The organism is Streptomyces sp. NPDC086077 (genome assembly GCF_040686175.1).
Taxonomy (GTDB): Bacteria; Actinomycetota; Actinomycetes; order Streptomycetales; family Streptomycetaceae; genus Streptomyces.
Window position 1 is genome coordinate 72,697 of record NZ_JBFBJT010000011.1, and the last position, 22,255, is coordinate 94,951.

18 protein-coding genes are annotated in these 22,255 nt (G+C 70.4%); 7 read left to right on the forward strand and 11 right to left on the reverse strand.

The window, feature by feature from the left end:
- The first annotated feature begins 49 nt into the window (after positions 1–49).
- On the forward strand, positions 50–874 hold the full coding sequence (locus AB0O67_RS05585; protein ID WP_365446495.1) for a rhomboid family intramembrane serine protease: 825 nt from the start codon (positions 50–52) through the stop codon (positions 872–874).
- A 9-nt stretch (positions 875–883) separates the two neighbouring features.
- Here the strand turns inward: AB0O67_RS05585 and hemE are convergent, their stop codons facing one another.
- Positions 884–1,951, reverse strand: coding sequence for a uroporphyrinogen decarboxylase (hemE, locus tag AB0O67_RS05590; protein WP_365446496.1), 1,068 nt, complete (start codon positions 1,949–1,951; stop codon positions 884–886).
- 149 nt (positions 1,952–2,100) lie between these two features.
- Here hemE and AB0O67_RS05595 point away from each other — a divergent pair, with 149 nt between their 5' ends.
- From AB0O67_RS05595 to AB0O67_RS05615, 5 genes are all read left to right on the forward strand, one after another.
- Entirely contained in the window at positions 2,101–2,769 is a 669-nt protein-coding gene (locus AB0O67_RS05595; protein WP_365446498.1) for a DUF3000 domain-containing protein, read from the forward strand.
- A gap of 378 nt (positions 2,770–3,147) precedes the next feature.
- Positions 3,148–3,810, forward strand: coding sequence for a response regulator transcription factor (locus tag AB0O67_RS05600; protein ID WP_003993737.1), 663 nt, complete (start codon positions 3,148–3,150; stop codon positions 3,808–3,810).
- Between the two features lie 296 nt (positions 3,811–4,106).
- Positions 4,107–5,396, forward strand: coding sequence for a ribonuclease D (locus AB0O67_RS05605; protein WP_365446500.1), 1,290 nt, complete (start codon positions 4,107–4,109; stop codon positions 5,394–5,396).
- Between the two features lie 260 nt (positions 5,397–5,656).
- Positions 5,657–6,874 (forward strand): acetyl-CoA C-acyltransferase, encoded by a 1,218-nt coding sequence (locus AB0O67_RS05610; protein ID WP_365446502.1) that lies wholly within the window; start codon positions 5,657–5,659, stop codon positions 6,872–6,874.
- Positions 6,871–9,000 carry a 3-hydroxyacyl-CoA dehydrogenase NAD-binding domain-containing protein gene (locus AB0O67_RS05615; protein WP_365446504.1) on the forward strand — a complete coding sequence of 710 codons (2,130 nt, stop codon included), beginning with the start codon at positions 6,871–6,873 and terminating at the stop codon, positions 8,998–9,000. The genes AB0O67_RS05610 and AB0O67_RS05615 overlap by 4 nt, the downstream gene beginning before the upstream one ends.
- Positions 9,001–9,124: 124 nt before the next feature.
- Here the strand turns inward: AB0O67_RS05615 and AB0O67_RS05620 are convergent, their stop codons facing one another.
- A complete protein-coding gene (locus AB0O67_RS05620) occupies positions 9,125–10,150 on the reverse strand; it encodes a hypothetical protein (RefSeq protein WP_365446506.1) in 1,026 nt (341 codons plus the stop codon).
- Between the two features lie 68 nt (positions 10,151–10,218).
- On the opposite strand from AB0O67_RS05620, the gene AB0O67_RS05625 reads away from it, so the two are divergent.
- Positions 10,219–10,584, forward strand: coding sequence for an NTP pyrophosphohydrolase (locus AB0O67_RS05625; protein ID WP_365446507.1), 366 nt, complete (start codon positions 10,219–10,221; stop codon positions 10,582–10,584).
- A 75-nt stretch (positions 10,585–10,659) separates the two neighbouring features.
- Here the strand turns inward: AB0O67_RS05625 and AB0O67_RS05630 are convergent, their stop codons facing one another.
- The 9 genes from AB0O67_RS05630 to AB0O67_RS05670 form a co-directional block, all read right to left on the reverse strand.
- Positions 10,660–12,132 carry a glycosyltransferase family 39 protein gene (locus AB0O67_RS05630; RefSeq protein WP_365446509.1) on the reverse strand — a complete coding sequence of 491 codons (1,473 nt, stop codon included), beginning with the start codon at positions 12,130–12,132 and terminating at the stop codon, positions 10,660–10,662.
- 73 nt (positions 12,133–12,205) lie between these two features.
- Positions 12,206–13,729, reverse strand: coding sequence for an amino acid permease (locus AB0O67_RS05635; protein WP_365446511.1), 1,524 nt, complete (start codon positions 13,727–13,729; stop codon positions 12,206–12,208).
- 152 nt (positions 13,730–13,881) lie between these two features.
- Positions 13,882–15,804, reverse strand: a complete 1,923-nt coding sequence (dxs, locus tag AB0O67_RS05640) for a 1-deoxy-D-xylulose-5-phosphate synthase (RefSeq protein ID WP_365446513.1) — start codon at positions 15,802–15,804, stop codon at positions 13,882–13,884.
- 193 nt (positions 15,805–15,997) lie between these two features.
- Positions 15,998–17,293, reverse strand: a complete 1,296-nt coding sequence (locus tag AB0O67_RS05645; RefSeq protein WP_365446515.1) for a sugar ABC transporter permease — start codon at positions 17,291–17,293, stop codon at positions 15,998–16,000.
- Positions 17,290–18,081, reverse strand: coding sequence for an ATP-binding cassette domain-containing protein (locus AB0O67_RS05650; protein ID WP_365446517.1), 792 nt, complete (start codon positions 18,079–18,081; stop codon positions 17,290–17,292). Before AB0O67_RS05650 ends, AB0O67_RS05645 begins: the two co-directional genes overlap by 4 nt.
- 183 nt (positions 18,082–18,264) lie before the next feature.
- On the reverse strand, positions 18,265–19,368 hold the full coding sequence (locus AB0O67_RS05655; protein ID WP_365446531.1) for a substrate-binding domain-containing protein: 1,104 nt from the start codon (positions 19,366–19,368) through the stop codon (positions 18,265–18,267).
- Between the two features lie 132 nt (positions 19,369–19,500).
- Entirely contained in the window at positions 19,501–20,712 is a 1,212-nt protein-coding gene (locus AB0O67_RS05660) for an ROK family transcriptional regulator (RefSeq protein WP_365446519.1), read from the reverse strand.
- Positions 20,713–20,904: 192 nt separating this feature from the next.
- Positions 20,905–21,828, reverse strand: a complete 924-nt coding sequence (locus AB0O67_RS05665; RefSeq protein WP_365446521.1) for a carbohydrate ABC transporter permease — start codon at positions 21,826–21,828, stop codon at positions 20,905–20,907.
- 15 nt (positions 21,829–21,843) lie between these two features.
- On the reverse strand, positions 21,844–22,255 hold a 412-nt coding region (locus tag AB0O67_RS05670; protein ID WP_365446523.1), incomplete at its 5' end, for a sugar ABC transporter permease.

The window sequence follows — 22,255 nt, forward strand, 5'->3', positions numbered from 1 at the left end:
GCGGCCGCGTTCACCGATTCGGCGGGCCCATCGAGGGCAGTACTTCCTTGTGGTGATCCCCGTCCATGACGTCAACCCCGCGCGCCGCACGCCCTGGGTGACGTACGCGCTGATCGCGGCGAACGTCGTCGTGTTCCTGTTCACGCCCGGCCTCGCCGGTTCGGTGGCGGGTGACAGCAGCCTGGCGCAACTGTGCCATCTCCAGGCGTTCCTGGACCGGTACGCGGCGGTGCCCCAGGAGCTGATCCACCATCAGCTTCCCCGACTGGTGCCCACCGGCGACACCGCGGTCGGCCCGCAGGGGCCGGGCTGCGTGGTGGGCCCGCCGGCCTACGAGAAGTCGCCCGAACTGAGCGTGCTCACGGCGATGTTCCTGCACGGCAGCTGGCTGCATCTGCTGGGCAACATGCTCTTCCTGCTGATCTTCGGCAACAACGTCGAGGACCGCATGGGGCATGTGCGCTTCACCCTGTTCTACGCCGTCTGCGGCTACGCGGCGTCGTACGGCTTCGCGGTCCTCAACGCCGACTCCGCGGAGCCGCTGATCGGCGCCTCGGGGGCGATCGCCGGTGTGCTCGGCGCCTATCTGGTGCTGTATCCGAAGGCCAGGGTGTGGGTGCTCGTCCCGTTCCTGATCTTCCTGCCGCTGCGGTTGCCGGCCTGGATGGTGCTGGGCTTCTGGTTCGCGCTCCAAGCGGTGTACTCCTCCGGCGAGGGAGTCTCCGACGCGGGCACCGTGGCGTACGCGGCGCACATCGTCGGCTTCCTCGCCGGCATGCTCATCGCCTGGCCCCTGAAGCCGGGCACACCACCGCCACCGGAACCACGCGGCCTGCTCTTCGGCAGGAGGGCGCGGCCCCGGCAGACGTGGTGAGCCGTCGGCTCAGCGGGCGGTCTGCGTGTGGACGTACTCGACGAGGCGGGTCAGGGCGTCCGGGTCGGTGGACGGCATGACGCCGTGGCCGAGGTTGAAGACGTGGCCCTCCAGGCCCGTCGCCGTGTCCAGGACCTCGCGGGCCTTGGCCTCGACGGCCTCCTGAGTGGCGAAGAGGACCGTGGGGTCGATGTTGCCCTGCAGGGCCTTGCCGGGGCCGACGCGGCGGGCGGCCTCGTCGAGGGGGACGCGCCAGTCGACGCCGACGACGTCCGCGCCTGCCTCGCCCATCAGGCCGAGCAGTTCGCCGGTGCCGACGCCGAAGTGGATGCGCGGGACGCCGTACGCCTCGACCGCGCGGAACACCTTCGAGGAGGCGGGCAGGACGGAGCGCCGGTAGTCGGCGGGCGCGAGGGCGCCCGCCCAGGAGTCGAAGAGCTGGACCGCGCTCGCGCCCGCCTCGATCTGCACCTTGAGGAAGGCGGCCGTGATGTCCGCGAGGCGGTCGAGCAGGTCGGCCCACAGCTGCGGGTCGCCGTACATCATCGCCTTGGCGTTCTCGTACGTGCGGGACGGGCCGCCCTCGACGAGGTAACTCGCGAGGGTGAACGGGGCGCCCGCGAAACCGATCAGCGGCGTCTCGCCGAGCTCGGCGGTCAGCAGGCCGATCGCCTCCGTGACATAGGAGACGTCCTCGGGGGTCAGGTCGCGCAGCTGGGCGAGGTCGGCGCGGGAGCGGATCGGGCGCTCGACGACCGGGCCGACGCCGGGCTTGATGTCGAGGTCGACACCGATGGCCTTGAGGGGGACGACGATGTCGCTGAAGTAGATCGCCGCGTCCACGTGGTGCCGGCGCACCGGCTGGAGGGTGATCTCGGTGACCAGCTCGGGCCGCATGCACGACTCCAGCATGGGAATGCCCTCGCGCACCTTGCGGTACTCGGGCAGCGAGCGCCCGGCCTGCCGCATGAACCACACGGGGGTGTGCGGCACGGGCTCGCGCCTGCACGCCCTGAGGAAGGCGGAGTCATACGTCGCTGTCGGCTGCTGGCCCGTGGGGCTTTCGTTGGCACTCACGGGGAAAGTTTCGCACGGCGGCCGAAGGGGCACGGCGGGGGTCCGGGGCGCCGGCGAGGGGTCCTCTAGTGGCAGGACCCGGCGTCCCGGTACCGCCGGGCGGGGTGTCTAGCCTGCACCGGGCGTCCGTTCCCCTTAATCTGCACCGCATGGCTGCGGCTCAGGGACGACTGTCGGACGACGCTGGCGGAATGGACGACCCGAAGGAGGGGGAACTGCATACGGGTGACACTGCTCCGCCGCCTTTCCGGGCTGCCGTCGAGGCGCTGCGCTCCGCGCGGCTGCGGCCGCAGATCGAGGTCGAGTCCACCCGGGCCCCTCAGCGACTGGCCCCGCACGCGTACGCGCTGGAGGCCACCGTCGTCGACGGTGACCAGGACCTGGCCGACGGCCGGCTGGTGCTGCTGCACGACCCGGCGGGACACGACGCCTGGCGCGGCACCTTCCGGCTGGTGACGCTGGTGCGGGCCGAGCTGGAGCCGGAGATGGCCGCCGACCCGCTGCTGCCCGAGGTGTGCTGGAGCTGGCTGACCGGAGCGCTCCAGGCCCGTGGTCTCACGTACGGCGAGCCCAGCGGGACCGTCACGCGCGCGAGTTCGCACTACTTCGGCGGGCTGTCCGCGCGTCCCGCCGCGTCGCAGATCGAGATCCGGGCCTCCTGGACTCCCCGGGAGGGTCTGGGCGATGTACCGGACACGGGGGCCCATCTCGCCTCCTGGTGCGATCTGCTGGCCCAGGTCGCGGGGCTGCCGCCGGCGGGCCCGGGCGACGCGTCCGTGGTGACCCTGCCGCAGCGGCGCGACCCGCAGGCCCGCTGACCGGCGGCGCGCGAACGGCATTTCGCCTTCTTCGGATTCCGGCCCGATTCCGGCCCGATTCCGCCAATTCCGGTCCTTCAGGGCCCTTTCCCGCACCCTGCTCGCCGAAAGCGGGCCGGGCAAACACGCATGCACCCATTCGGGCGGATCTCTTTGTCGATACGGCCACTTTCGACCGGACAACGAATCGAACCGAAACCGTTCGATCTTCGGATGATCGCTCGCGTGTCCGAATTGCTCGGATTGTTACTCACCAGATCGTGATCATTCTCTAAAGGCGGACCGGTTTGATGCCGAAGACGACTGTGACCTTGAAAGCACGGTTCGTCCCGGCTTCACCCCCCACGAGCCGACCCCGTCCCGCACCCAGGAGGCCTGGTGTCCGTTCTCCTTGAGCAGCCCGCAAGCCTGGTCGCCTACCGCCCGAACAAGCCGACCGCGATGGTGGTCGTGGCCGACCCTCGCGTCCGCTCCACCGTCACCCGCCATCTGTGGGCGCTCGGTGTGCGCGATGTCATCGAGGCCTCCTCCATCGCCGAGGCTCGTCCCCGCATCGGCAACCCCCGCGACATCTGCGTCGCCGACGTCCACCTGCCGGACGGTTCCGGCCTGACGCTGCTGTCGGAGACCCGCGCCGCGGGCTGGCCCAACGGCCTCGCCCTGTCGGCCGCCGACGACATCGGCGCCGTGCGCAACGCCCTCGCGGGCGGTGTGAAGGGCTACGTCGTCACCGGCACCCGCACCAACGTCGGGCTCCCCACCCGGCCGGGCGCCGCCCCCATCGGCGCGGCCGCCGCCCGTCTGCACCGCCGCCCCCCGGGTGCCCCGAGTCACCCGGGTGGCTACCGCGAGCTCTCCGGCCGCGAGGTCGAGGTGCTGCGCCTGGTCGCCGAAGGCCAGTCGAACAAGGCGATCGGCGTCTCGATGGGCCTGTCCGCACTGACCGTCAAGAGCCACCTGGCCCGCATCGCCCGCAAGCTCGGCACGGGTGACCGCGCCGGGATGGTCGCCGTGGCCCTGCGCACCGGCATCATCCACTGATCACAGCCCGCCACTCCTTCGCTTCCCCGCTTCCCCGCCTTCCCCCGCTCTCGCTCCGCCGCATTACGCCGTCCCTCCCCCGAACCCCTCCCCGAGCACCTTCCCCGAGCCACCCATTCGCCGGATCACCTCGGCCTTCCCTGACGTGAACGGGATCGAGCCGCAGAGGCCCTGCCGCGTCTCCCCTGGATCGTGACCGGGAACCCACCTGGACCTGACTGGTTTGCGACCCTCTTGCGCCCGTCGACGGAACGTTCCGTCGGCGGGCGCCGTCGATACACGGATACCCTTGACAGGTGACCGACGCCCAAGAAACCGCAGCAGACAGTTCACTGCGAACCACCGGGGGCGCTCCTCCGGAAGACGGCGGATCTTCTGTTACGGAGGCGCCGATCCCTCTGCTGGAGCCGCGTGAGGGCATACCGCCCGTGATCGCGGACGAGGCCGCCCTCGCCGAGATGATCGCCGCCTTCGCCGCGGGCTCCGGACCCGTCGCCGTGGACGCCGAGCGCGCCTCCGGCTACCGCTACGGACAGCGCGCGTACCTCGTGCAGCTGCGCCGCCAGGGCGCGGGCACCGCGCTGATCGACCCCGTCGCCTGCCCCGACCTCTCGGCGCTGGGTGACGCGCTGTCCGGCGTGGAGTGGGTGCTGCACGCCGCCACCCAGGATCTGCCCTGCCTGCGGGAGATAGGCATGGTGCCGACGCGGCTGTTCGACACCGAGCTGGCCGGGCGGATCTCCGGCTTCCCGCGGGTCGGCCTCGGCGCCATGGTCGAGAGCGTGCTCGGGTTCGTCCTGGAGAAGGGCCACTCCGCCGTCGACTGGTCCACCCGCCCGCTCCCCGAGCCCTGGCTGCGGTACGCGGCGCTCGACGTCGAGCTGCTCGTCGACCTGCGGGACGCGCTGGAGAAGGAGCTGGACCGGCAGGGCAAGCTGGATTGGGCCCGGCAGGAGTTCGAGGCGATCGTGGCCGCGCCGCCGCCGGAGCCGCGCAAGGACCCCTGGCGCCGTACGTCCGGGATGCACAAGGTGCGCCGGCGGCGGCAGCTCGCCGTGGTGCGGGAGCTGTGGCAGACCCGGGACCGGATCGCTCAGCGCAGGGACGTCTCGCCCGGCAAGGTGCTCTCGGACACGGCCATCGTCGAGGCCGCGCTCGCCCTGCCGGCGACGGTGCACGCGCTCTCGGCGCTGAACGGGTTCGGGCACCGGATGGGCCGGCGTCAGCTGGAGCAGTGGCAGGTGGCGGTGGACCGCGCGAAGGCGCTGCCCGAGGCACAGCTCCCGCAGCCGGGGCAGCCGGTCGCGGGTCCTCCGCCGCCCAGGGCGTGGGCCGACAAGGACCCGGCGGCGGCCGCGCGGCTGTCCGCGGCCCGCGCGGGCGTCTCCGCGCTGGCCGAGGAGCTCGGTCTGCCGCAGGAGAACCTGATCGCTCCGGACACCGTGCGGCGGGTGTGCTGGGAGCCGCCGGCGTTGGCCGACGCGGAGTCCGTGCGGGCGGCGCTGGCCGGGTACGGGGCGCGTCAGTGGCAGGTGGAGCTGGTGACGCCGGTCCTGGTGGGTGCGCTGGCCGCGAAGGGCGCCTGAGCGCCGTCGTGCCGTCCAATGCGCGGCGGCTGCGGGCCGTCGGGGCTGTTCGGGCAGTTGCCCACGCCTCTTGAGGGCGTTGGTTGCCGCGTCGATATTCAGCCATCCCCCGTTGGGGCGTCACGGTGAGAGGTGTGACGTTCGCCGCTCGTCCCCGGGGGACTGGGCAGCTACATTACCCACAAGTAGCATGGGCCTGAGCGCCCGCTCAGCGAAGCGCATCGCAGCAGTGCCATCCCGCACCCTGGAGGAGAGCCATCGTGCCTCGTACCGTCAGGGACGTCGTCTTCGTAGACGGCGTCCGCACCCCGTTCGGCAAGGCGGGCCCGAAGGGCATCTACCACGAGACCCGCGCCGACGACCTCGTCGTGAAGGCGATCCGGGAGCTGCTGCGCCGCAACCCCGGCCTGGACCCCAAGGAGATCGACGAGGTCGCCATCGCCGCGACCACGCAGATCGGTGACCAGGGCCTGACCATCGGCCGTACCGCCGGCATCCTCGCGGGCCTGCCGCAGTCGGTGCCCGGCTACTCGATCGACCGCATGTGCGCGGGCGCCCTGACCGCCGTGACCACCACGGCCGGTTCGATCGCCTTCGGCGCTTACGACGCCGTCATCGCCGGTGGTGTCGAGCACATGGGCCGCCACCCGATGGGCGAGGGCGTGGACCCCAACCCGCGGTTCGTGAGCGAGAAGCTGGTCGACGAGTCCGCGCTGTTCATGGGCATGACCGCGGAGAACCTGCACGACCGCTACCCGCACATCACCAAGCAGCGCGCCGACGAGTACGCCGTGCGCTCCCAGGAGAAGGCCGCCAAGGCGTACGCCAACGGCAAGATCCAGGCCGACCTGGTGCCGATCTCGGTGCGTCGCACCAACGCCGAGGCCGGAGAGACGGGCTGGGGCCTGGTCACCGCCGACGAGCCGATGCGCCCGGGGACGACCCTGGAGAGCCTGGCCGGTCTGAAGACCCCCTTCCGCGTGCACGGCCGGGTCACCGCGGGCAACGCGGCCGGTCTGAACGACGGCGCCACCGCGTCGATCATCGCGAGCGAGGACTTCGCCCGCGAGCACGACCTGCCGGTCAAGATGCGCCTGGTCTCGTACGCCTTCGCGGGCGTCGAGCCGGAGGTCATGGGCTACGGCCCGATCCCGGCCACCGAGAAGGCCCTCGCCAAGGCGGGCCTGTCGATCGAGGACATCAACCTCTTCGAGATCAACGAGGCCTTCGCCGTCCAGGTCCTGGCGTTCCTGGACCACTACGGCATCGCCGACGACGACGCGCGCGTCAACCAGTACGGCGGCGCCATCGCGTTCGGCCACCCGCTGGCCTCCTCCGGCGTTCGTCTGATGACGCAGCTGGCCCGCCAGTTCGAGGAGCAGCCGCACGTCCGCTACGGCCTGACCACCATGTGCGTCGGCTTCGGCATGGGCGCGACGGTCATCTGGGAGAACCCGCACTTCGAGGGGGACAAGTGAGCACCACCGCCGAGCTTCTGCAGCAGGCCTCGACCCTGTTCCCGGACGAGGTCGTCACCAGCGCGCACGTACGCCACTTCGACCTCCCGCTGGGGGCCGGGCGCTTCGCCCTGATCACCCTGGACAACGGCCTGGACCACACCAAGCCGACCACCTTCGGCCCGCAGTCGCTGGCGAACCTGAACGCCGCCGTCGACCAGGTCGAGCAGGAGGCCGCGGACGGCGAGATCGTCGGCGTCGGCATCACCGGCAAGCCGTTCATCTTCGCCGTCGGCGCCGACCTCAAGGGTGTCGAGCTCCTGAAGGAGTGGGACCACGCCCACGCCATCGGCAAGGGCGGCCACGACGTCTTCAAGCGTCTGTCCGGCCTCGCCGTGCCGACGTTCGCGTACTACAACGGCGCCGCGATGGGCGGCGGCGTCGAGGTCGGCCTGCACTGCACCTACCGCACGGTGTCCGCGGCCATCCCCGCGTTCTCGCTCCCCGAGGTCTTCCTCGGCCTGGTCCCCGGCTGGGGCGGCTGCACCCTGCTGCCGAACCTGATCGGCGCCGACAAGGCCGTCTCGGTGATCGTCGAGAACAGCCTCAACCAGAACAAGCAGCTCAAGGGCGAGCAGGTCTACGAGCTCGGGATCGCCGACGCGATCTTCGAGGGCGCCGACTTCCTGGAGCAGTCGCTCATCTGGACGGCGTCCGTCCTCAAGGGCGAGATCCGGATCGAGCGTCCGGTGATCGACCGCGGCGAGGCCTGGGACCAGGCGGTCGCCAAGGGCCGCTTCATCGCCGACAGCAAGGTGCACGGCGCCGCCCCGGCCGCCTACCGCGCGCTCGACATCATCGCCGCCGCCAAGAACGGCGACCTCCAGCAGGGCTACGACGCCGAGGACAAGGCTCTCGCCGACCTGATCATGGGTGGCGAGCTGCGCGCCGGCATCTACGCCTTCAACCTGGTGCAGAAGCGCGGCAAGCGTCCGGCGGGCGCCCCGGACAAGAACCTGGCGCGTCCGGTCACCAAGGTCGGCGTCGTCGGCGCCGGTCTGATGGCCTCGCAGCTCGCGCTGCTGTTCCTGCGCCGCCTGGAGGTGCCGGTCGTGCTGACCGACATCGACCAGGAGCGCGTCGACAAGGGTGTGGGCTACGTCCACGCCGAGATCGACAAGCTGCTCGGCAAGGGCCGGATCAACCAGGACAAGGCCAACCGCCTCAAGGCGCTCGTGACCGGTGTCCTGGACAAGGCCGAGGGCTTCGCGGACGCGGACTTCATCATCGAGGCCGTGTTCGAGGAGATGGGTGTCAAGCAGAAGGTGTTCGCGGAGGTCGAGGCGGTCGCCCCGGCGCACGCGATCTTCGCCACCAACACCTCCTCGCTGTCCGTCTCGGAGATGGCCGCGAAGCTGAAGAACCCCGAACGGGTCGTCGGCTTCCACTTCTTCAACCCGGTCGCGGTGCTGCCGCTGCTGGAGATCGTCCGCGGCGAGCAGACCGACGACGCCTCGCTTGCCACGGCGTTCGCCGTCGCCAAGAAGCTGAAGAAGACGGCCGTGCTCGTCAAGGACGCCCCGGCGTTCGTGGTGAACCGCATCCTGACCCGCTTCATGGGCGAGATCCAGAACGTCATCGACGAGGGCACGCCGGTCGACGTCGCGGAGAAGGCGATCGAGCCGCTGGGCCTGCCGATGTCGCCGCTGGTGCTGCTGGAGCTGGTCGGCCCGGCGATCGGGCTGCACGTCTCGGAGACCCTCAACAGGGCGTTCCCGGACCGCTTCACGGTCTCCCCGAACCTCAAGGCGGTCGTCGAGGCGGGCAAGCGCGGCTTCTACGTCTACGACAGCGGCAGGCCCGAACTCGACCCGGAGGTCGCCGCGCTGCTGAAGCAGGGCGACTCCGTCCTCACCGAGGAGCAGGTGCGGGCCCGGGTGCTGGACGCGGTGGCGCAGGAGATCGGCCTGATGCTCGAGGAGGGTGTCGTCGCCGAGGCGCAGGACATCGACCTGTGCCTGATCACCGGTGCCGGCTGGCCCTTCCACCTGGGCGGCGTCACGCCGTACCTGGACCGCGAGGGCGTCTCCGAGCGGGTGACCGGCAAGCGGTTCCTGGAGCAGGGGATCGCGAGCGTCCCGGCGTAACCGCCTGACACTGGAGAGGGGCCCCCGCCGTGGCGGGGGCCCCTCTCCAGTGTCCGTCAGGCGCCGGTCCCTTGTGTGTACGCCCCCGGCTGCCCGGCGGTGTGACCTCGTAGGTCCTCGGTCCTCAGATCACCTGCCACGCCGCGAGCGCCAGTCCGGGCTCGTCCTTCTGCCGGGCCACCCGCAGTTCGCCGTCCGGTGTGGCCGTCGCGGCGACGACGCGGCCCTCGGCGTCCTCGGCCAGGGCGACCCGCGAGCCCATCGGCAGCCGGGGCCCGGACTCGGTCCACCAAATGCCCGCTCCCTCCTGCTCGGTGGGATACGCCGCGAAGGCCACCCGCCCCGAGGAGGAACGCTGGGCGAGCAGGGTGCAGTCGTGGCCGTCCAGCGCACAGCGCAGCACCGCCACCGGCCCCGGCCCGGCCGCCGTGATGAGCGCGACCGGGTCGCCGTCGGGACGCCAGGCGTACAACGTGCCCTCGGCATCCGCGAAGAACAGCGTCGTGTGCTCCTTGGACGTGGGCAGCGCGCTCAGCGAGCCCGGCGCCACCGGCACCGGCAGCGGGTCGGCGGCGACCGGACGTGCGCCGGGTTCCCGCTGGTACCAGCGCAGGATGCCGTCGGGGTTGGTGGCGTACACCTCGACCCGGCCCGACTCCCCGGTGACCGCGACGAGTTCCTCGTGCACCCGGGAGCCCTGCAGGTCGTGCCAGCCGTTCCAGCCGCCACGCTCCTTCTGGTTGGTGGTCTGCACGCCCTTGCCGCGGTTGCGCACGAAGAGGTGGGCGCGCCCCTCGGCGTCCACGGCGACGGCCGGCGTCCCGGTCCGCTCCCCCTTCTTGTCGGGATGGCCGATCGGAAGCCAGTCCATCGGGGCGAGGTGCGGGCGGAAGTGCGTGGAGTGCACGAGGCCCGCCTCGCCGTTCGGCGTGGGCCGCCAGGCGACGAGGTGCGCGTAACCGTCGGCTCCTTGGCCGACCGCGATGCCGGGCAGCAGCCGCTGCCCGCCGCCCGCCTTCCGGGGCGGCAGCCAGTCGCCGCCCGGACGGCGTTCGGCCCGGCAATGGACGGCCTCGCCGCTCGGGGCGTAGGCGCCGAGCCGCCCGTCCCGGCCTCGTATCAGCCAGTCACCGTTGACTGCAGGGACCATTGACACGCTCCTACTTTAATCGGGCGTCCCCCGGGTTCCCGTCGACGGCTCGTGGGACCCTGGGTGACATGACTGCCCCGCTCCTGGTGATCGTCGACGCGGCGAACGTGGTTGGTTCGGTACCCGACGGCTGGTGGCGTGACCGGCACGGCGCGGCCGAGCGCCTGCGCGACCGGCTGGCGGCGGACGGACTGCCGGGGCACGCGGAACCCGTGGAGATCGTCCTGGTGGTGGAGGGGGCGGCCCGCGCCGTGGAGTCCGTGCCGGGCGTACGCGTGGACGCGGCAGCCGGCAGCGGCGACGACCGCGTGGTCGAACTGGTCGGCGAGGCCGGTGACCGCCCGTGCCTGGTCGTCACGGCCGACCGCGAACTCAGGCGCCGGGTCACGGAACTCGGCGCGGAGGTGGCGGGGCCACGGTCGGTGAACCGCTAGGGGCGGCCCTCGCCGCCGCGCACTCCCGCGACGGCCGCACCGGGGACATCCCCCGACGACCTCCCCCTCGGCCCCCTACGGCCTCCCCGCACCCCTCACGACCCGCGCGTACAGCAGCGCTCCGTCCACTTCGCCCACCTCCTCGTATCCCGCCACCAGCACCTTCCGCAGGCTCGGCACCCGCTCCGGCGCGTACGGCTTGCCGCGGGAGTCGTCCACGATCAGGGCCGGGGCGTGGGCGGCGAGTTCGGCGCGGAAGACCGGCCAGGCACCCTCGACACCGTACTTCTCGCCGACCTGGGGGCCGTTGCGTCCGCCGCTGTAGTTGGTGAGGAGACCGGCCGTGAGGAAGCGGCTGGCGGGGGTGCGGTCGGCCAGCCAGTACGTCTCCGGGTGTATGCCCCAGACGAGGACGCGGTCGCCGGGCTCGGTGCGGCGGGCGGTGGCCTCCGCCAGGCGCTGGACGTGGTCGAGTTCGGGGCGGGGCGCGAACAAGCCCCAGGCGAGGAAGAGGCCGCAGCAGAGGGCCGAGGTGAGGACGGCGGTCACCAGGCGGTCGCGGGGCAGGACCTGCAGGGCGGCCGTCGCCAGCAGGGCCAGCGGCGGCAGGAGTTGCAGGTAGTAGTGGCCGAAGAAGTGGAATCCGGCCAGTACCGCTCCCGCCGACGCGGCCAGCCACAGCCACAGATCCCCCGCCCCGGTGCGGGTCACCCGCAGCGCCCGTGCCACCGGCGGCAGCAGGCCCGCGCACCCGACGGCCACGAGCGCGGTGTTGGCCAGGGCCCGGGTCAGTACGTGCAGTTCGGAGCCGGTGAAGGAGGCGTACGCCGCCGAACCCGTCACCGTCCAGAAGAGGAAGCCGGCCGGGTCGGTGGCCAGCGCCGCGCCCAGCACCGGGACGACGGCCCCCGCCGCGAGCCACGGCAGCCCGCCCCGCGGACCGCCGCCCGTACGGACGTAGAGCCAGATCACCGGCAGCAGTACGGCCGCCCCGGTCTGCTTGGCGAGGAAGGCCGCGGCGACGGCCGCGCCCGCGGCGCCCCAGCGGCCCCGGTCCGCGCACCACATGGCGGCGGCCGTGCAGGGCAACATGAACACCTCGAAGCCGGCGGCCTGCGCGTCCTGCGGGTTCAGCCCGACGGACACCAGCAGGTAGAGCACCCCGGCGGTGCGGCCCGCGCGGTCGCCCCAGCGCCGCCGTGCGAGCGAGGCGAGCAGGACGGCGGTGAGCAGCTGCGCCAGCACCGCCAGCACCCGGACCGGGGCGAGCGACTCGGAGCCGGCGAGCGCGAACGCCCCTTCGTAGAGCCACGGCACCAGCGGCGGCTTGCGGTCCACGACCGTCTCGTACAGCTCCCCGCCGTGCGCCAGCAGGCGTGCCTGCACGGCGAGGTAGCCCTCGTCGGGGTTCCACAGCGGCCGCGCGAAGGAGGGCACACGGGTGAGGCAGGCCAGTGCGGCCAGCAGGGGCAGAAGCCTGGTCCAGTAACCGTGCGCCGCCCCTCGTTCGGCTACGGAGCGTGGTGGGGCGTGGGGCTCGGCGCGCATAGGCCGTACGCTATCCGGCCCCGTATCCCCCAATGAAACGGGACATACGAGGCCGGGTGCTCAGAAGGAACGCTCACGCCTTGTCGCCGTGAGGGGGATGCTCGACCTCCTCGACCGTGGTCTCCTCGTGTCGGCCGAGGCGGCTGCGGGAACGGCCGTACAGGAAGTAGACGACGATGCCGATCAGCATCCAGACGGCGAACCGGATCCATGTCTCGGTGGGCAGGTTCAGCATCAGCCACAGCGAGGCCAGGACGGACACGATCGGGAGCACCGGCACCCAGGGAGTGCGGAAGGCACGGGGCAGGTCGGGACGGGTCCTGCGCAGGATGATCACGCTGATGGCGACGATCACGAAGGCGAACAGGGTGCCGATGTTCACCAGCGCCGCGAGCTCCTGAAGAGGCGTGAAACCCGCGAGGACCGCGATGATCACGCCGAGCAGGATGGTCGGCCGGTGCGGGGTCCGGAAGCGCGGGTGGACGCGGGAGAAGAAGCGCGGCAGCAGACCGTCGCGGCTCATCGCGAAGAAGACACGGGTCTGGCCGAGCAGCAGGATCATGCAGACGGTGGTCAGGCCGACGGCGGCGCCGAAGCTGATGAAGCCGGCGAACCAGGGGTGCCCGGTGGCCTTGAACGCGTCGGCGAGCGGCGCGTCCACGGACAGTTCGCTGTAGTGCTGCATACCGGTGACGACGATCGACACCGCCACGTAGAGGGTGGTGCAGATGAGGAGCGAGCCGAGGATGCCGCGGGGCATGTCGCGCTGCGGGTTCTTGGTCTCCTCGGCGGCGGTCGCCACGATGTCGAAGCCGATGAAGGCGAAGAAGACCACGGAGGCGGCGGTGAAGATGCCCATCACGCCGAAGTTGGCCGGCGCCCAGCCGAACATCACCTGGATCAGCGGCGCGTCCAGGCTGTGCCCGGCCGCCACGGGCACCGGGTCGGGGACGAACGGGTCGTAGTTGCTGCCGGTGATGAAGAAGGCGCCCGCGATGATCACGACCAGGACGACGGTCACCTTGATGGCCACGACGACCGAGGTGACCCGCGCGGAGAGCTTCATGCCGACGACGAGGATGGCGGTGAGCACCAGCACCAGGGCGGCGGCGAGGATGTCGAAGCCGAACCCGTCGGCGCCCTCCCGGGTGCCGAGCGCCTCGGGCAGTTGCCAGCCCGCGTTGTCCAGCAGCGAGGCGATGTACCCCGACCAGCCGACGGCCACCACCGCCGTCCCGAGCGCGAACTCCAGGACGAGGTCCCAGCCGATGATCCAGGCGGGCAGCTCACCCAGGGAGGCGTACGAGAAGGTGTACGCGGAGCCGGCCACCGGGACGGTGGACGCGAACTCGGCGTAGCAGAGCGCGGCGAGGGCGCAGACGACGCCGGCCACCACGAAGGACAGCGCGACGGCCGGTCCGGCGTTGTTCCTCGCGACGGAGCCGGTGAGGACGAAGATGCCGGTGCCGATGATCACACCGACGCCGAAGACCGTCAGGTCCAGGGCGGACAGGGACTTCTTGAGCGCGTGCTCTGGCTCCTCGGTGTCGAGGATGGACTGCTCGACCTTCTTCGTCCGGAAGAGGGTGCTGCTCACGGCGTACCTCCCACGCTTGTCGTCCTCGACATGATCGAGAGGGGGCGTGGTCCGTATGCCCCGACGCGAGCGACTTCACGCGAACGGGCCGGTCGCACCACTCTTCACAGTGGTGGAACCGGCCCATTCAGGGGGTCGCGGACGCGCGGGCGTCAGTCGCGCGCCGCCTCGATCTCGTCGGCGGCCGCCCGCTCGTAGCGCCCGTCCAGCCGGGAGACCAGGCCGGTGACCTGCCGGGCGATGTCCGGGGCGGTCAGGCCGATCTCCGCCATGACCTCGGCGCGGGAGGCGTGGTCGAGGAAGCGCGGCGGGATGCCGAAGTCGCGCAGCGGCACGTCGACGCCCGCGTCCCGCAGTGCCTGTGCGATGGTCGAGCCGACGCCGCCCACGCGGGAGTTGTCCTCGACGGTGACGACCACGCGGTGGCGCTCGGCGAGCGGGGCCATGGCCTCGTCCACGGGCTTGACCCAGCGCGGGTCGACGACGGTGGTGGAGATGCCCTGCTTGTCGAGGAGCGAGGCGATCTCCAGGCACATCGGCGCGAGAGCGCCGACCGAGACGAGGAGCACATCCGGGGTGGTGGTGCCGGGCTCGCGCAGCACGTCCATGCCGCCGACCCGGCCCACCGCGGGGACGGCGGGGCCGACAGCGCCCTTGGAGAAGCGCACCACGGTCGGCGCGTCGTCGACGTCCACGGCCTCGCGCAGCTGAGCGCGCACCTGATCGGCGTCGCGGGGGGCGGCGAGCCTGAGGCCCGGGACGACCTGGAGGATCGACATGTCCCACATGCCGTTGTGGGAGGCGCCGTCGGTGCCGGTGACGCCGGCCCGGTCCAGCACGAAGGTCACGCCGCACCTGTGCAGGGCGACGTCCATCAGGACCTGGTCGAAGGCGCGGTTGAGGAAGGTGGCGTACACGGCGAAGACGGGGTGCACTCCGCCGGTGGCGAGGCCCGCCGCGGAGACGGCGCCGTGCTGCTCGGCGATGCCGACGTCGTAGACCCGCTCCGGGAAGAGCTTCGCGAACCGGTCCAGGCCGACCGGCTGGAGCATCGCGGCGGTGATGGCGACGACGTCCTCGCGCTCCTGGCCGAGCTTGACCATCTCGTCGCCGAAGACGGAGGTCCAGTCGGCACCGGAGGAGGCGATGGGCAGGCCCGTGTCGGGGTGGATCTTGCCGACGGCGTGGAAGCGGTCGGCCTCGTCCTGGAGGGCGGGCTGGTAGCCGCGGCCCTTCTCGGTGAGGCAGTGCACGATCACGGGGCCGCCGAACCGCTTGGCGCGGGCCAGCGCCGACTCCAGCGCCTCGATGTCGTGGCCGTCGATCGGGCCGACGTACTTCAGGCCCAGGTCCTCGAACATGCCCTGCGGCGCGATGAAGTCCTTCAGGCCCTTCTTGGCGCCGTGCAGGGTGTCGTAGAGCGGGCGGCCGACGACCGGGGTGCGCTCCAGGACCTCCTTGGTGCGCGCCAGGAAACGCTCATAGCCGTCCGTGGTGCGCAGTGTCGCGAGGTGGTTGGCGAGGCCGCCGATCGTGGGGGCGTAGGAGCGTTCGTTGTCGTTGACGACGATGACCAGGGGGCGGTCCTTGGCGTCGGCGATGTTGTTCAGTGCCTCCCAGGCCATACCGCCGGTGAGCGCGCCGTCGCCGATCACGGCGACCACGTGGTCCTCGCGCTTGAGCAGCTGGTTGGCCTTCGCCAGGCCGTCGGCCCAGCCGAGAACCGTGGAGGCGTGGCTGTTCTCGATGACGTCGTGCTCGGACTCGGCCTGCGAGGGGTAGCCGGACAGGCCGCCCTTCATCTTCAGCCGCGAGAAGTCCTGCCGGCCGGTGAGCAGCTTGTGGACGTAGGCCTGGTGGCCGGTGTCCCAGAGCACCTTGTCCTTCGGCGAGTCGAACACGCGGTGCAGGGCGATGGTCAGCTCGACCACGCCGAGGTTGGGTCCGAGGTGGCCGCCGGTCTTGGAGACGGCCTCGACGAGGAAGGTCCGGATCTCCTCGGCCAGCTGAGCCAGCTCCTCCGGGCTGAGCCGGTCCAGATCGCGCGGTCCCGTGATGCGGGTCAGCAGCGGCACCCGTGCCTCCTTGCAGTAGAGCTGTTCGAGCTGTTGCCGGGCTTGTCGAGTCTAATGTTCCGCCCCGGCACCCGACGCCAGGGCGGTGGGTCGTACGTCACGCGTTGGGCTCTACCCAGCGGAAGCCGCTTCCACGACATGACTGTGCCCGGCACCTTCGTCGGTGCCGGGCACTGTCACCTACGGCGCGTGGCTATGCGCGACCCGCCGTCTTCTGCGTCTTGCGGGTGATCGAGTCGATGACCACCGTGGTCAGCAGCACACCGGCCGTGATCATGTACTTCACGGGCTCGGCGATGGACTCCAGCTGGAGGCCGTACTGGATGGAGACGATCACCAGCACACCCAGCAGCGCGTTCCAGGTGCGGCCGCGGCCACCGAAGAGGCTCGTGCCGCCGATGACCGCCGCGGCGATCGCGTTCATCAGGAGGTCGCCGGTGCCGGCGCTCTGGTTGGCGGAGGCGATCTTCGAAGCCAGGAAGAGACCGCCGATCGCGGCGAACCCGCCGGAGATCGCGAACACGGAGATCCGGACGGCCGTGACGTTGATACCGGCACGCCTCGACGCCTCGACGCTGCCGCCGAGGGCGAAGATCTTGCGGCCGTAGGTGGTCCGGCGGAGCACGAAGTCCGTGCCCACCAGGAACACCAGGAAGATCACGGTCGCCAGCGGCAGGCCCTTGTACTGGTTGTACATGAACGCCGCGGCGAAGGAGATCACCCCCAGCAGACCCGTCCGCATCAGCGTGTCACTCATCGGCCGGGACGGAACACCCGCCGCCTCACGGCGCCGGTTGCCGAGGAACGAGCTGACGAAGAAGACAGCGGTCACCACGGCCGCCAGGCCGTACGCGGCGGCGACGTCGGTGAAGAAGTACGTCGTCAGCTGGCCGATGAAGCCTTCGCTGTCCAGGTTGATGGTGCCGTTCTCGCCCAGCGTCTGGAGCATGAAGCCCAGCCAGAAGAGCAGTCCGGCCAGGGTGACGGCGAACGCCGGGGCGCCGAGCACCGCGAAGAAGAAGCCGTGCGCCGCGCCGATGGCGGCACCCGCGGCGATGGCGAAGAGCACCGCCGCCCACTCCGGCCAGCCCTGATTCACCGCGAGCACGGCCGCGATGGCGCTGGAGGCGCCGCTGACCGAGCCGACCGACAGGTCGATCTCGCCGAGCAGCAGCACGAACACGATGCCGACCGAGATCATGCCGGTGCCGACCATCGTGACGGTGATGTCGTTGATGTTCTGCGCGGACAGGAACGCGGAGTTCAGGCTCTGGAAGACGATGCAGATGATGATCAGGCCGACGATGACCGGGATGGAACCCAGCTCACCCGCCTTCATCTTGCGCTTGAACTCGCCCAGGTAACCGGCGAGTCCTTGCTCGCGTACCAGCAGACGGGGGTCGACCGCGGTCACCGCGGCGGCGGCCGCCTCGGGGTTCTCGACGGCCTGTCCGTCCGCCGCGGGCGTGGAGGTCTTGTCGATGCTCACTTGGAAACCTCCCCGTTCGTGCGCGCCGCACGGCGGGTCACGGCGTTCTCGGTGGCGCCGGTGATGGCGGAGATGATCTCCTCCTGCGAGGTCGTCTTGACCTCGAAGACGCCGTTGTTACGGCCCAGGCGCAGTACCGCCACCTTGTCGGCGACAGCCTTGACGTCGGCCATGTTGTGGCTGATCAGGATCACGGCGTGGCCGCGTTCCCGCAGCCGCTCCACCAGGTCGAGGACCTGGGCGGTCTGCTCGACGCCGAGGGCGGCGGTCGGCTCGTCGAGGATGACGAGCTTGGGCTCGCCGAGCATCGAACGCGCGATGGCCACGGTCTGGCGCTGACCGCCGGAGAGCGAGGCGATCGGGATGCGCACGCTGGGAATGCGGATCGAGAGCGTCGTCAGCAGCTCGCGCGCGCGGCGCTCCATCTCGACCTCGTCGAGAACCCCCCACTTCCTCAGCTCACGGCCGAGGAACAGGTTGCCGACGACGTCGATGTTGTCGCACAGCGCGAGGTCCTGGTAGACGGTCGCGATGCCCAGCGCCTGGGCGTCGTGCGGCCTGTTGATCGAAACGGCCTTGCCGTCCCATTCGATGACACCCTCATCGATGGGGTGCACGCCGGCGATCGTCTTGACCAGCGTGGACTTTCCGGCGCCGTTGTCGCCGACAAGGGCGACCACCTCACCGGCGTGGACCTCAAGCTCTACGTCGGTGAGCGCCTGAACGGCACCGAAACGCTTGGAGACCCCGCGCAACGCCAGCACGGGCGTAGCGGACACGTGAACCATCTCCTTCGCCGCCTGACCCGGCGGGAGGTTGTGCAGAAAGACTGGGGGATGTTCCGTCCGGCGCCCCGCGACTAGCTTGCGGGGCTGTGTGTGACGCGGGGCGCCGGAGGAGTCTGTGGTGCGGCCGTCCCGGACGGGAACCCTTGAGCGGGTTCCCGTGCTCAGGAGAGGGCCGGAACCGGATCAGCCGCCGATGCCGAGCTTGTCGCAGGCGGACTTGTAGTTGCCGGCGCAGATCTCGTCGGTGGTGTAGATGCCGTCCTTGATCACCGTGTCGTTGATGTTCTCCTTGGTCAGGGAGATGACCGGGACCAGGACCGACGGGACGTCCTTGGCGCTGGCGCTGGAGACCTTGTCCTTGGCGATGGCGCCCAGGTCCTCACCCTTGGCCAGGGCGACGGCCATCTCGGCGGCGACCTCGGCCTCCTGCGGGTAGGACTTGTAGACGCTCATGAACTGCTGGTCCATGATGATGCGCTGCACGGCGGCGAGCTCGGCGTCCTGGCCGGTGACCGGGATGTCGGCGATGCCCGCGGCCTTCAGGGCGGTGATGATGCCACCGGCCATGCCGTCGTTGGCGGAGTAGACACCGGCGATCTTGCCCTTGCCGAGCGCCGTGATCGCCGCCTCCATGTTGGCGTTGGCGTTGTCCGGCGACCACTCCTTGGTGTCGTACTCCTTGCCGATCTTCACCTTGCCGTCGAGGACGGAGTGCGCGCCCTTCTTGAACATGGCGGCGTTCGGGTCGGTGACCGAGCCGTTCATCATGACGATCTGGCCGCTCTTGGCCTTGTCGCCCAGAGCGTCCAGCAGGGCCTGACCCTGGGTGCGGCCGACCTCCTCGTTGTCGAACGAGGTGTAGGCGCTGATCGGGCCCTCGGCGAGGCGGTCGTAGGCGACGACCTTGATGCCGGCGTCGGCGGCCTTCTGCACGGAGTTCTTGATCGCCTTGGCGTCCACGGCGTCCAGGATCAGCACGTCCACCTTGTTGGTGATCATCGTGTCGACCTGCTGGGCCTGAAGGTTGGCGTCCTGGCGGGCGTTGTTGTACTGGATCTCCGCCTTGTTGTTCGTCAGCTCCTTGATCTTCTTCTCGATCAGCGGCCGGTCGAACTTCTCGTAACGCGCGGTCTTGTTCTCCGGAAGGAGCAGGCCGACCTTGATGTTGTCGCCCTTGGCGGCGGAGCTGCTGGCGTCCTTGTCGCCACCCGCTTCCTCAGCGCTGCCACAGGCAGCCAGCGAGACGGCCATCGCACCCGCGGCGATGGCAACGGCGGCACGACGCATACGCGTGTTCACTTCATAACCTCCCTGACGAGGCCGCGTCGTTGCGGCCGAGGTGGCTGGAAGTCAACTCGGCCACACGTGCGACGTCAAGAAGTAAATCCTTAACGGGTTGGCAACGGTGCCATCCGTTCTCTAAGTGAAGGCAGGTGCAGCGGCCGGACGAGCGCCCCCGACGTTGCCGTCCAAAAGGGTCGAATCGCCCATCTCGCTGAGCGCGAGGGCGAGCGCCCCGAGCACCTCCGCACGGCCGCCAAGTGCCCCTGGAAGCACGGAGAGTTGGCGCGCGGCACTGGGGATCGCGTACCGGCCGACGGACTCCCTTATGGGCCCGAGCACCAGCTCCCCGGCCTCGGCGAGATCACCGCCCAGGACCACCCGGCTCGGGTTCAGCAGGTTGCACAGGTTGGCCACCCCACTGCCGATGTGACGGCCGACATCGGCGATCACCCGACGGCAGCCCGGGTCTCCGTCCCGCGCCAGCCGTACGACGCCCTCCATGGTCAGGTCGCTGCCGTGACTGGACTGGAGGAGCGGGAGCACATAGCGGGCGGCCGCGAAGGTCTCCAGGCAGCCCCGGTTTCCGCAGCGGCAGACGGGGCCTGATTCATCGAGTGTAATATGTCCGATTTCACCGGCGGTGCCGCCGGGCCCGCGGTAGATCTTCCCGTCGATCACCAGTCCGGCGCCGACCCCGCTGGCGACCTTGATGTAGGCCAGGTCGCGCACGCCCTTGCCGCCGCCCCAGACCAGCTCGCCGAGGGCGCCCAGGTTGGCGTCGTTGTCCACGTGCACCGGTACGCCGAGCCGCCCCCGCAGCTCCTCGGCGGGCCGGGCGCCGGTCCAGCCGGGCAGGATCGAGGTCGAGCCGAGCGTCCCGGACTCCACGTCGATCGGTCCGGGCACGCCGAGGCCAACCCCGGCGATCTTGGCCGGGTCCACCCCGGTCGCCGCGATCAGCCGGTTTATCAGCTCTTCGGCCCGGTCGAAGCCCTGTGCGGCGGAGGCGTCGACGTCCAGCGGCTCGGACTCCTCGGCCAGCACCTGGTGGGCGAGGTTCCCGACCGCGACGCGCAGATGGGTATGGCCGAAGTCGACGCCGATGACGATGCCGGCGTCGCCGCTGAGCGAGACGCTGCGGGCCCGGCGGCCACCCGCCGAGGTGGGCGTGACCTCGACCGTTCCGCCGTCCTTGAGCTCACGGACGATGTTGGAGACCGTCGCCGCGGACAGGCCGGTCGTCCTTGCGATCTCCGCCTGCGTGAGGGATCCGGCCAGCCGTACGGCTCGGACCACCCGCTCCAGGTTGGCTCGGTGCAGCGACGACTGCGACCCCGGAGTCTCCACGACGACCTCCTGCGCGCGGGACCGCTTCGATGAGGCCCCGTCTATGTCCAACTAGTGAACTCTAAGCTGAGCCGTTCGGGTTGCCTCCCGTCAAGAGGTTGAACAGTTTCAGGGGGACGGGCGGACGCCACACACACCGCTTCCAGGGCGGGAAGCGGTGTGCGAGCGATCGGTCACCGTGCGTTACGCCCGTTACTTCAGGGTTGCCGAAGTCAGGCCCGCCTGCACCTGGCGCTGGAAGGACAGGTACACGACCAGCATCGGGATCATCGCAATGGTCACGCCCGCGAACAGCACGGGCAGGTCGGAGGCATAGCCCTGCTGCTGCTGGAGCTGGATCAGCCCCTGGGTCAGCACATAGCGCTCCGGATCGTCACCGCTCTGTGGCTGCATGAGGACCGTCGGCAGGATGAACTGGTTCCACTGGCCGAGCGTGTTGAAGATCCCCACGCTGATCAGGCCCGGCTTCGCCATCGGCAACATGACCTGGAAGAACGTCCGGGTGTGCGAGGCCCCGTCCAGGATCGCCGCCTCGAACACCGCCGTCGGCAGGGTCCGGAAGAAGGCGTGCATGAAGAACACCGTGAACGGCATCGAGTAGGCGACGTAGACCAGGATCAGACCCTGGTACGTGTTCAGCATGTCCAGCCGCTTGACCATGAAGAACAGCGGGACCAGGGCCAGGAACACCGGGAACATCGCGCCGGCCACGAAGAAGTAGTACAGCAGCCGGTTGCCCCAGAACCGGTAGCGCGCCAGCACGTACGCGGCCATGGAGCCGAACAGCATGGTCAGCGGAACCGAGAAGACCAGCACGACGACCGTGTTGAGGAAGTAGTCGCCGATGCCCTTCTCCCAGGCGCGCGTGAACACGTCGAGTGACCAGTTCTGCGGCCAGCCGAAGGCCGAGCCCGCGATCTGCGAGTCGGTCTTGAAGGCACTGAGGATCAGCCACAGCAGCGGCAGGACGATCATCAGGGCCCACAGGGCGAGGAACCCGTGCGAGAACGCGTTCAGCACCACGCCCTCGCCGCGCCGCTCGCCGGCCCTGTCCGAGGGCCGGAACGCGGGCTCCTTGGCGAGTGTGGGGGCGTTCTCCTTGATGGGTGCGCTCATCGTCGTCTCTCCCGCTCAGAACTCGACGCGCTCGCGGCGGGTGGCGCGCAGCATGACCACGGACAGGATCAGGGTGAGGAGCAGCATGACGACGCCCATGGCACAGGCGTAACCGCTCTTCCCGTAGTAGAGGAAGTTGCGCATCATCACCGTCGACATGACCTCGCTGGCGTGGTCCGGTCCGCCGCCGAACTCGCCCGAGGTCATGGTGGACACCAGGATGAACATGTCCATCGCCGCGATACCGAGGTAGACCCACGCGGTCTGCACGGAGTCCCACAGCAGCGGCAGGGTGATGCGGAAGAACGACTGGGCCCGCCCGGCGCCGTCGATGAGCGCCGCCTCGTAGATGTCCCGCGGGATGGACTGCATCGCGGCGGAGAACAGCACCAGATAGAACCCGACCCCGTGCCAGACCACGACCAGG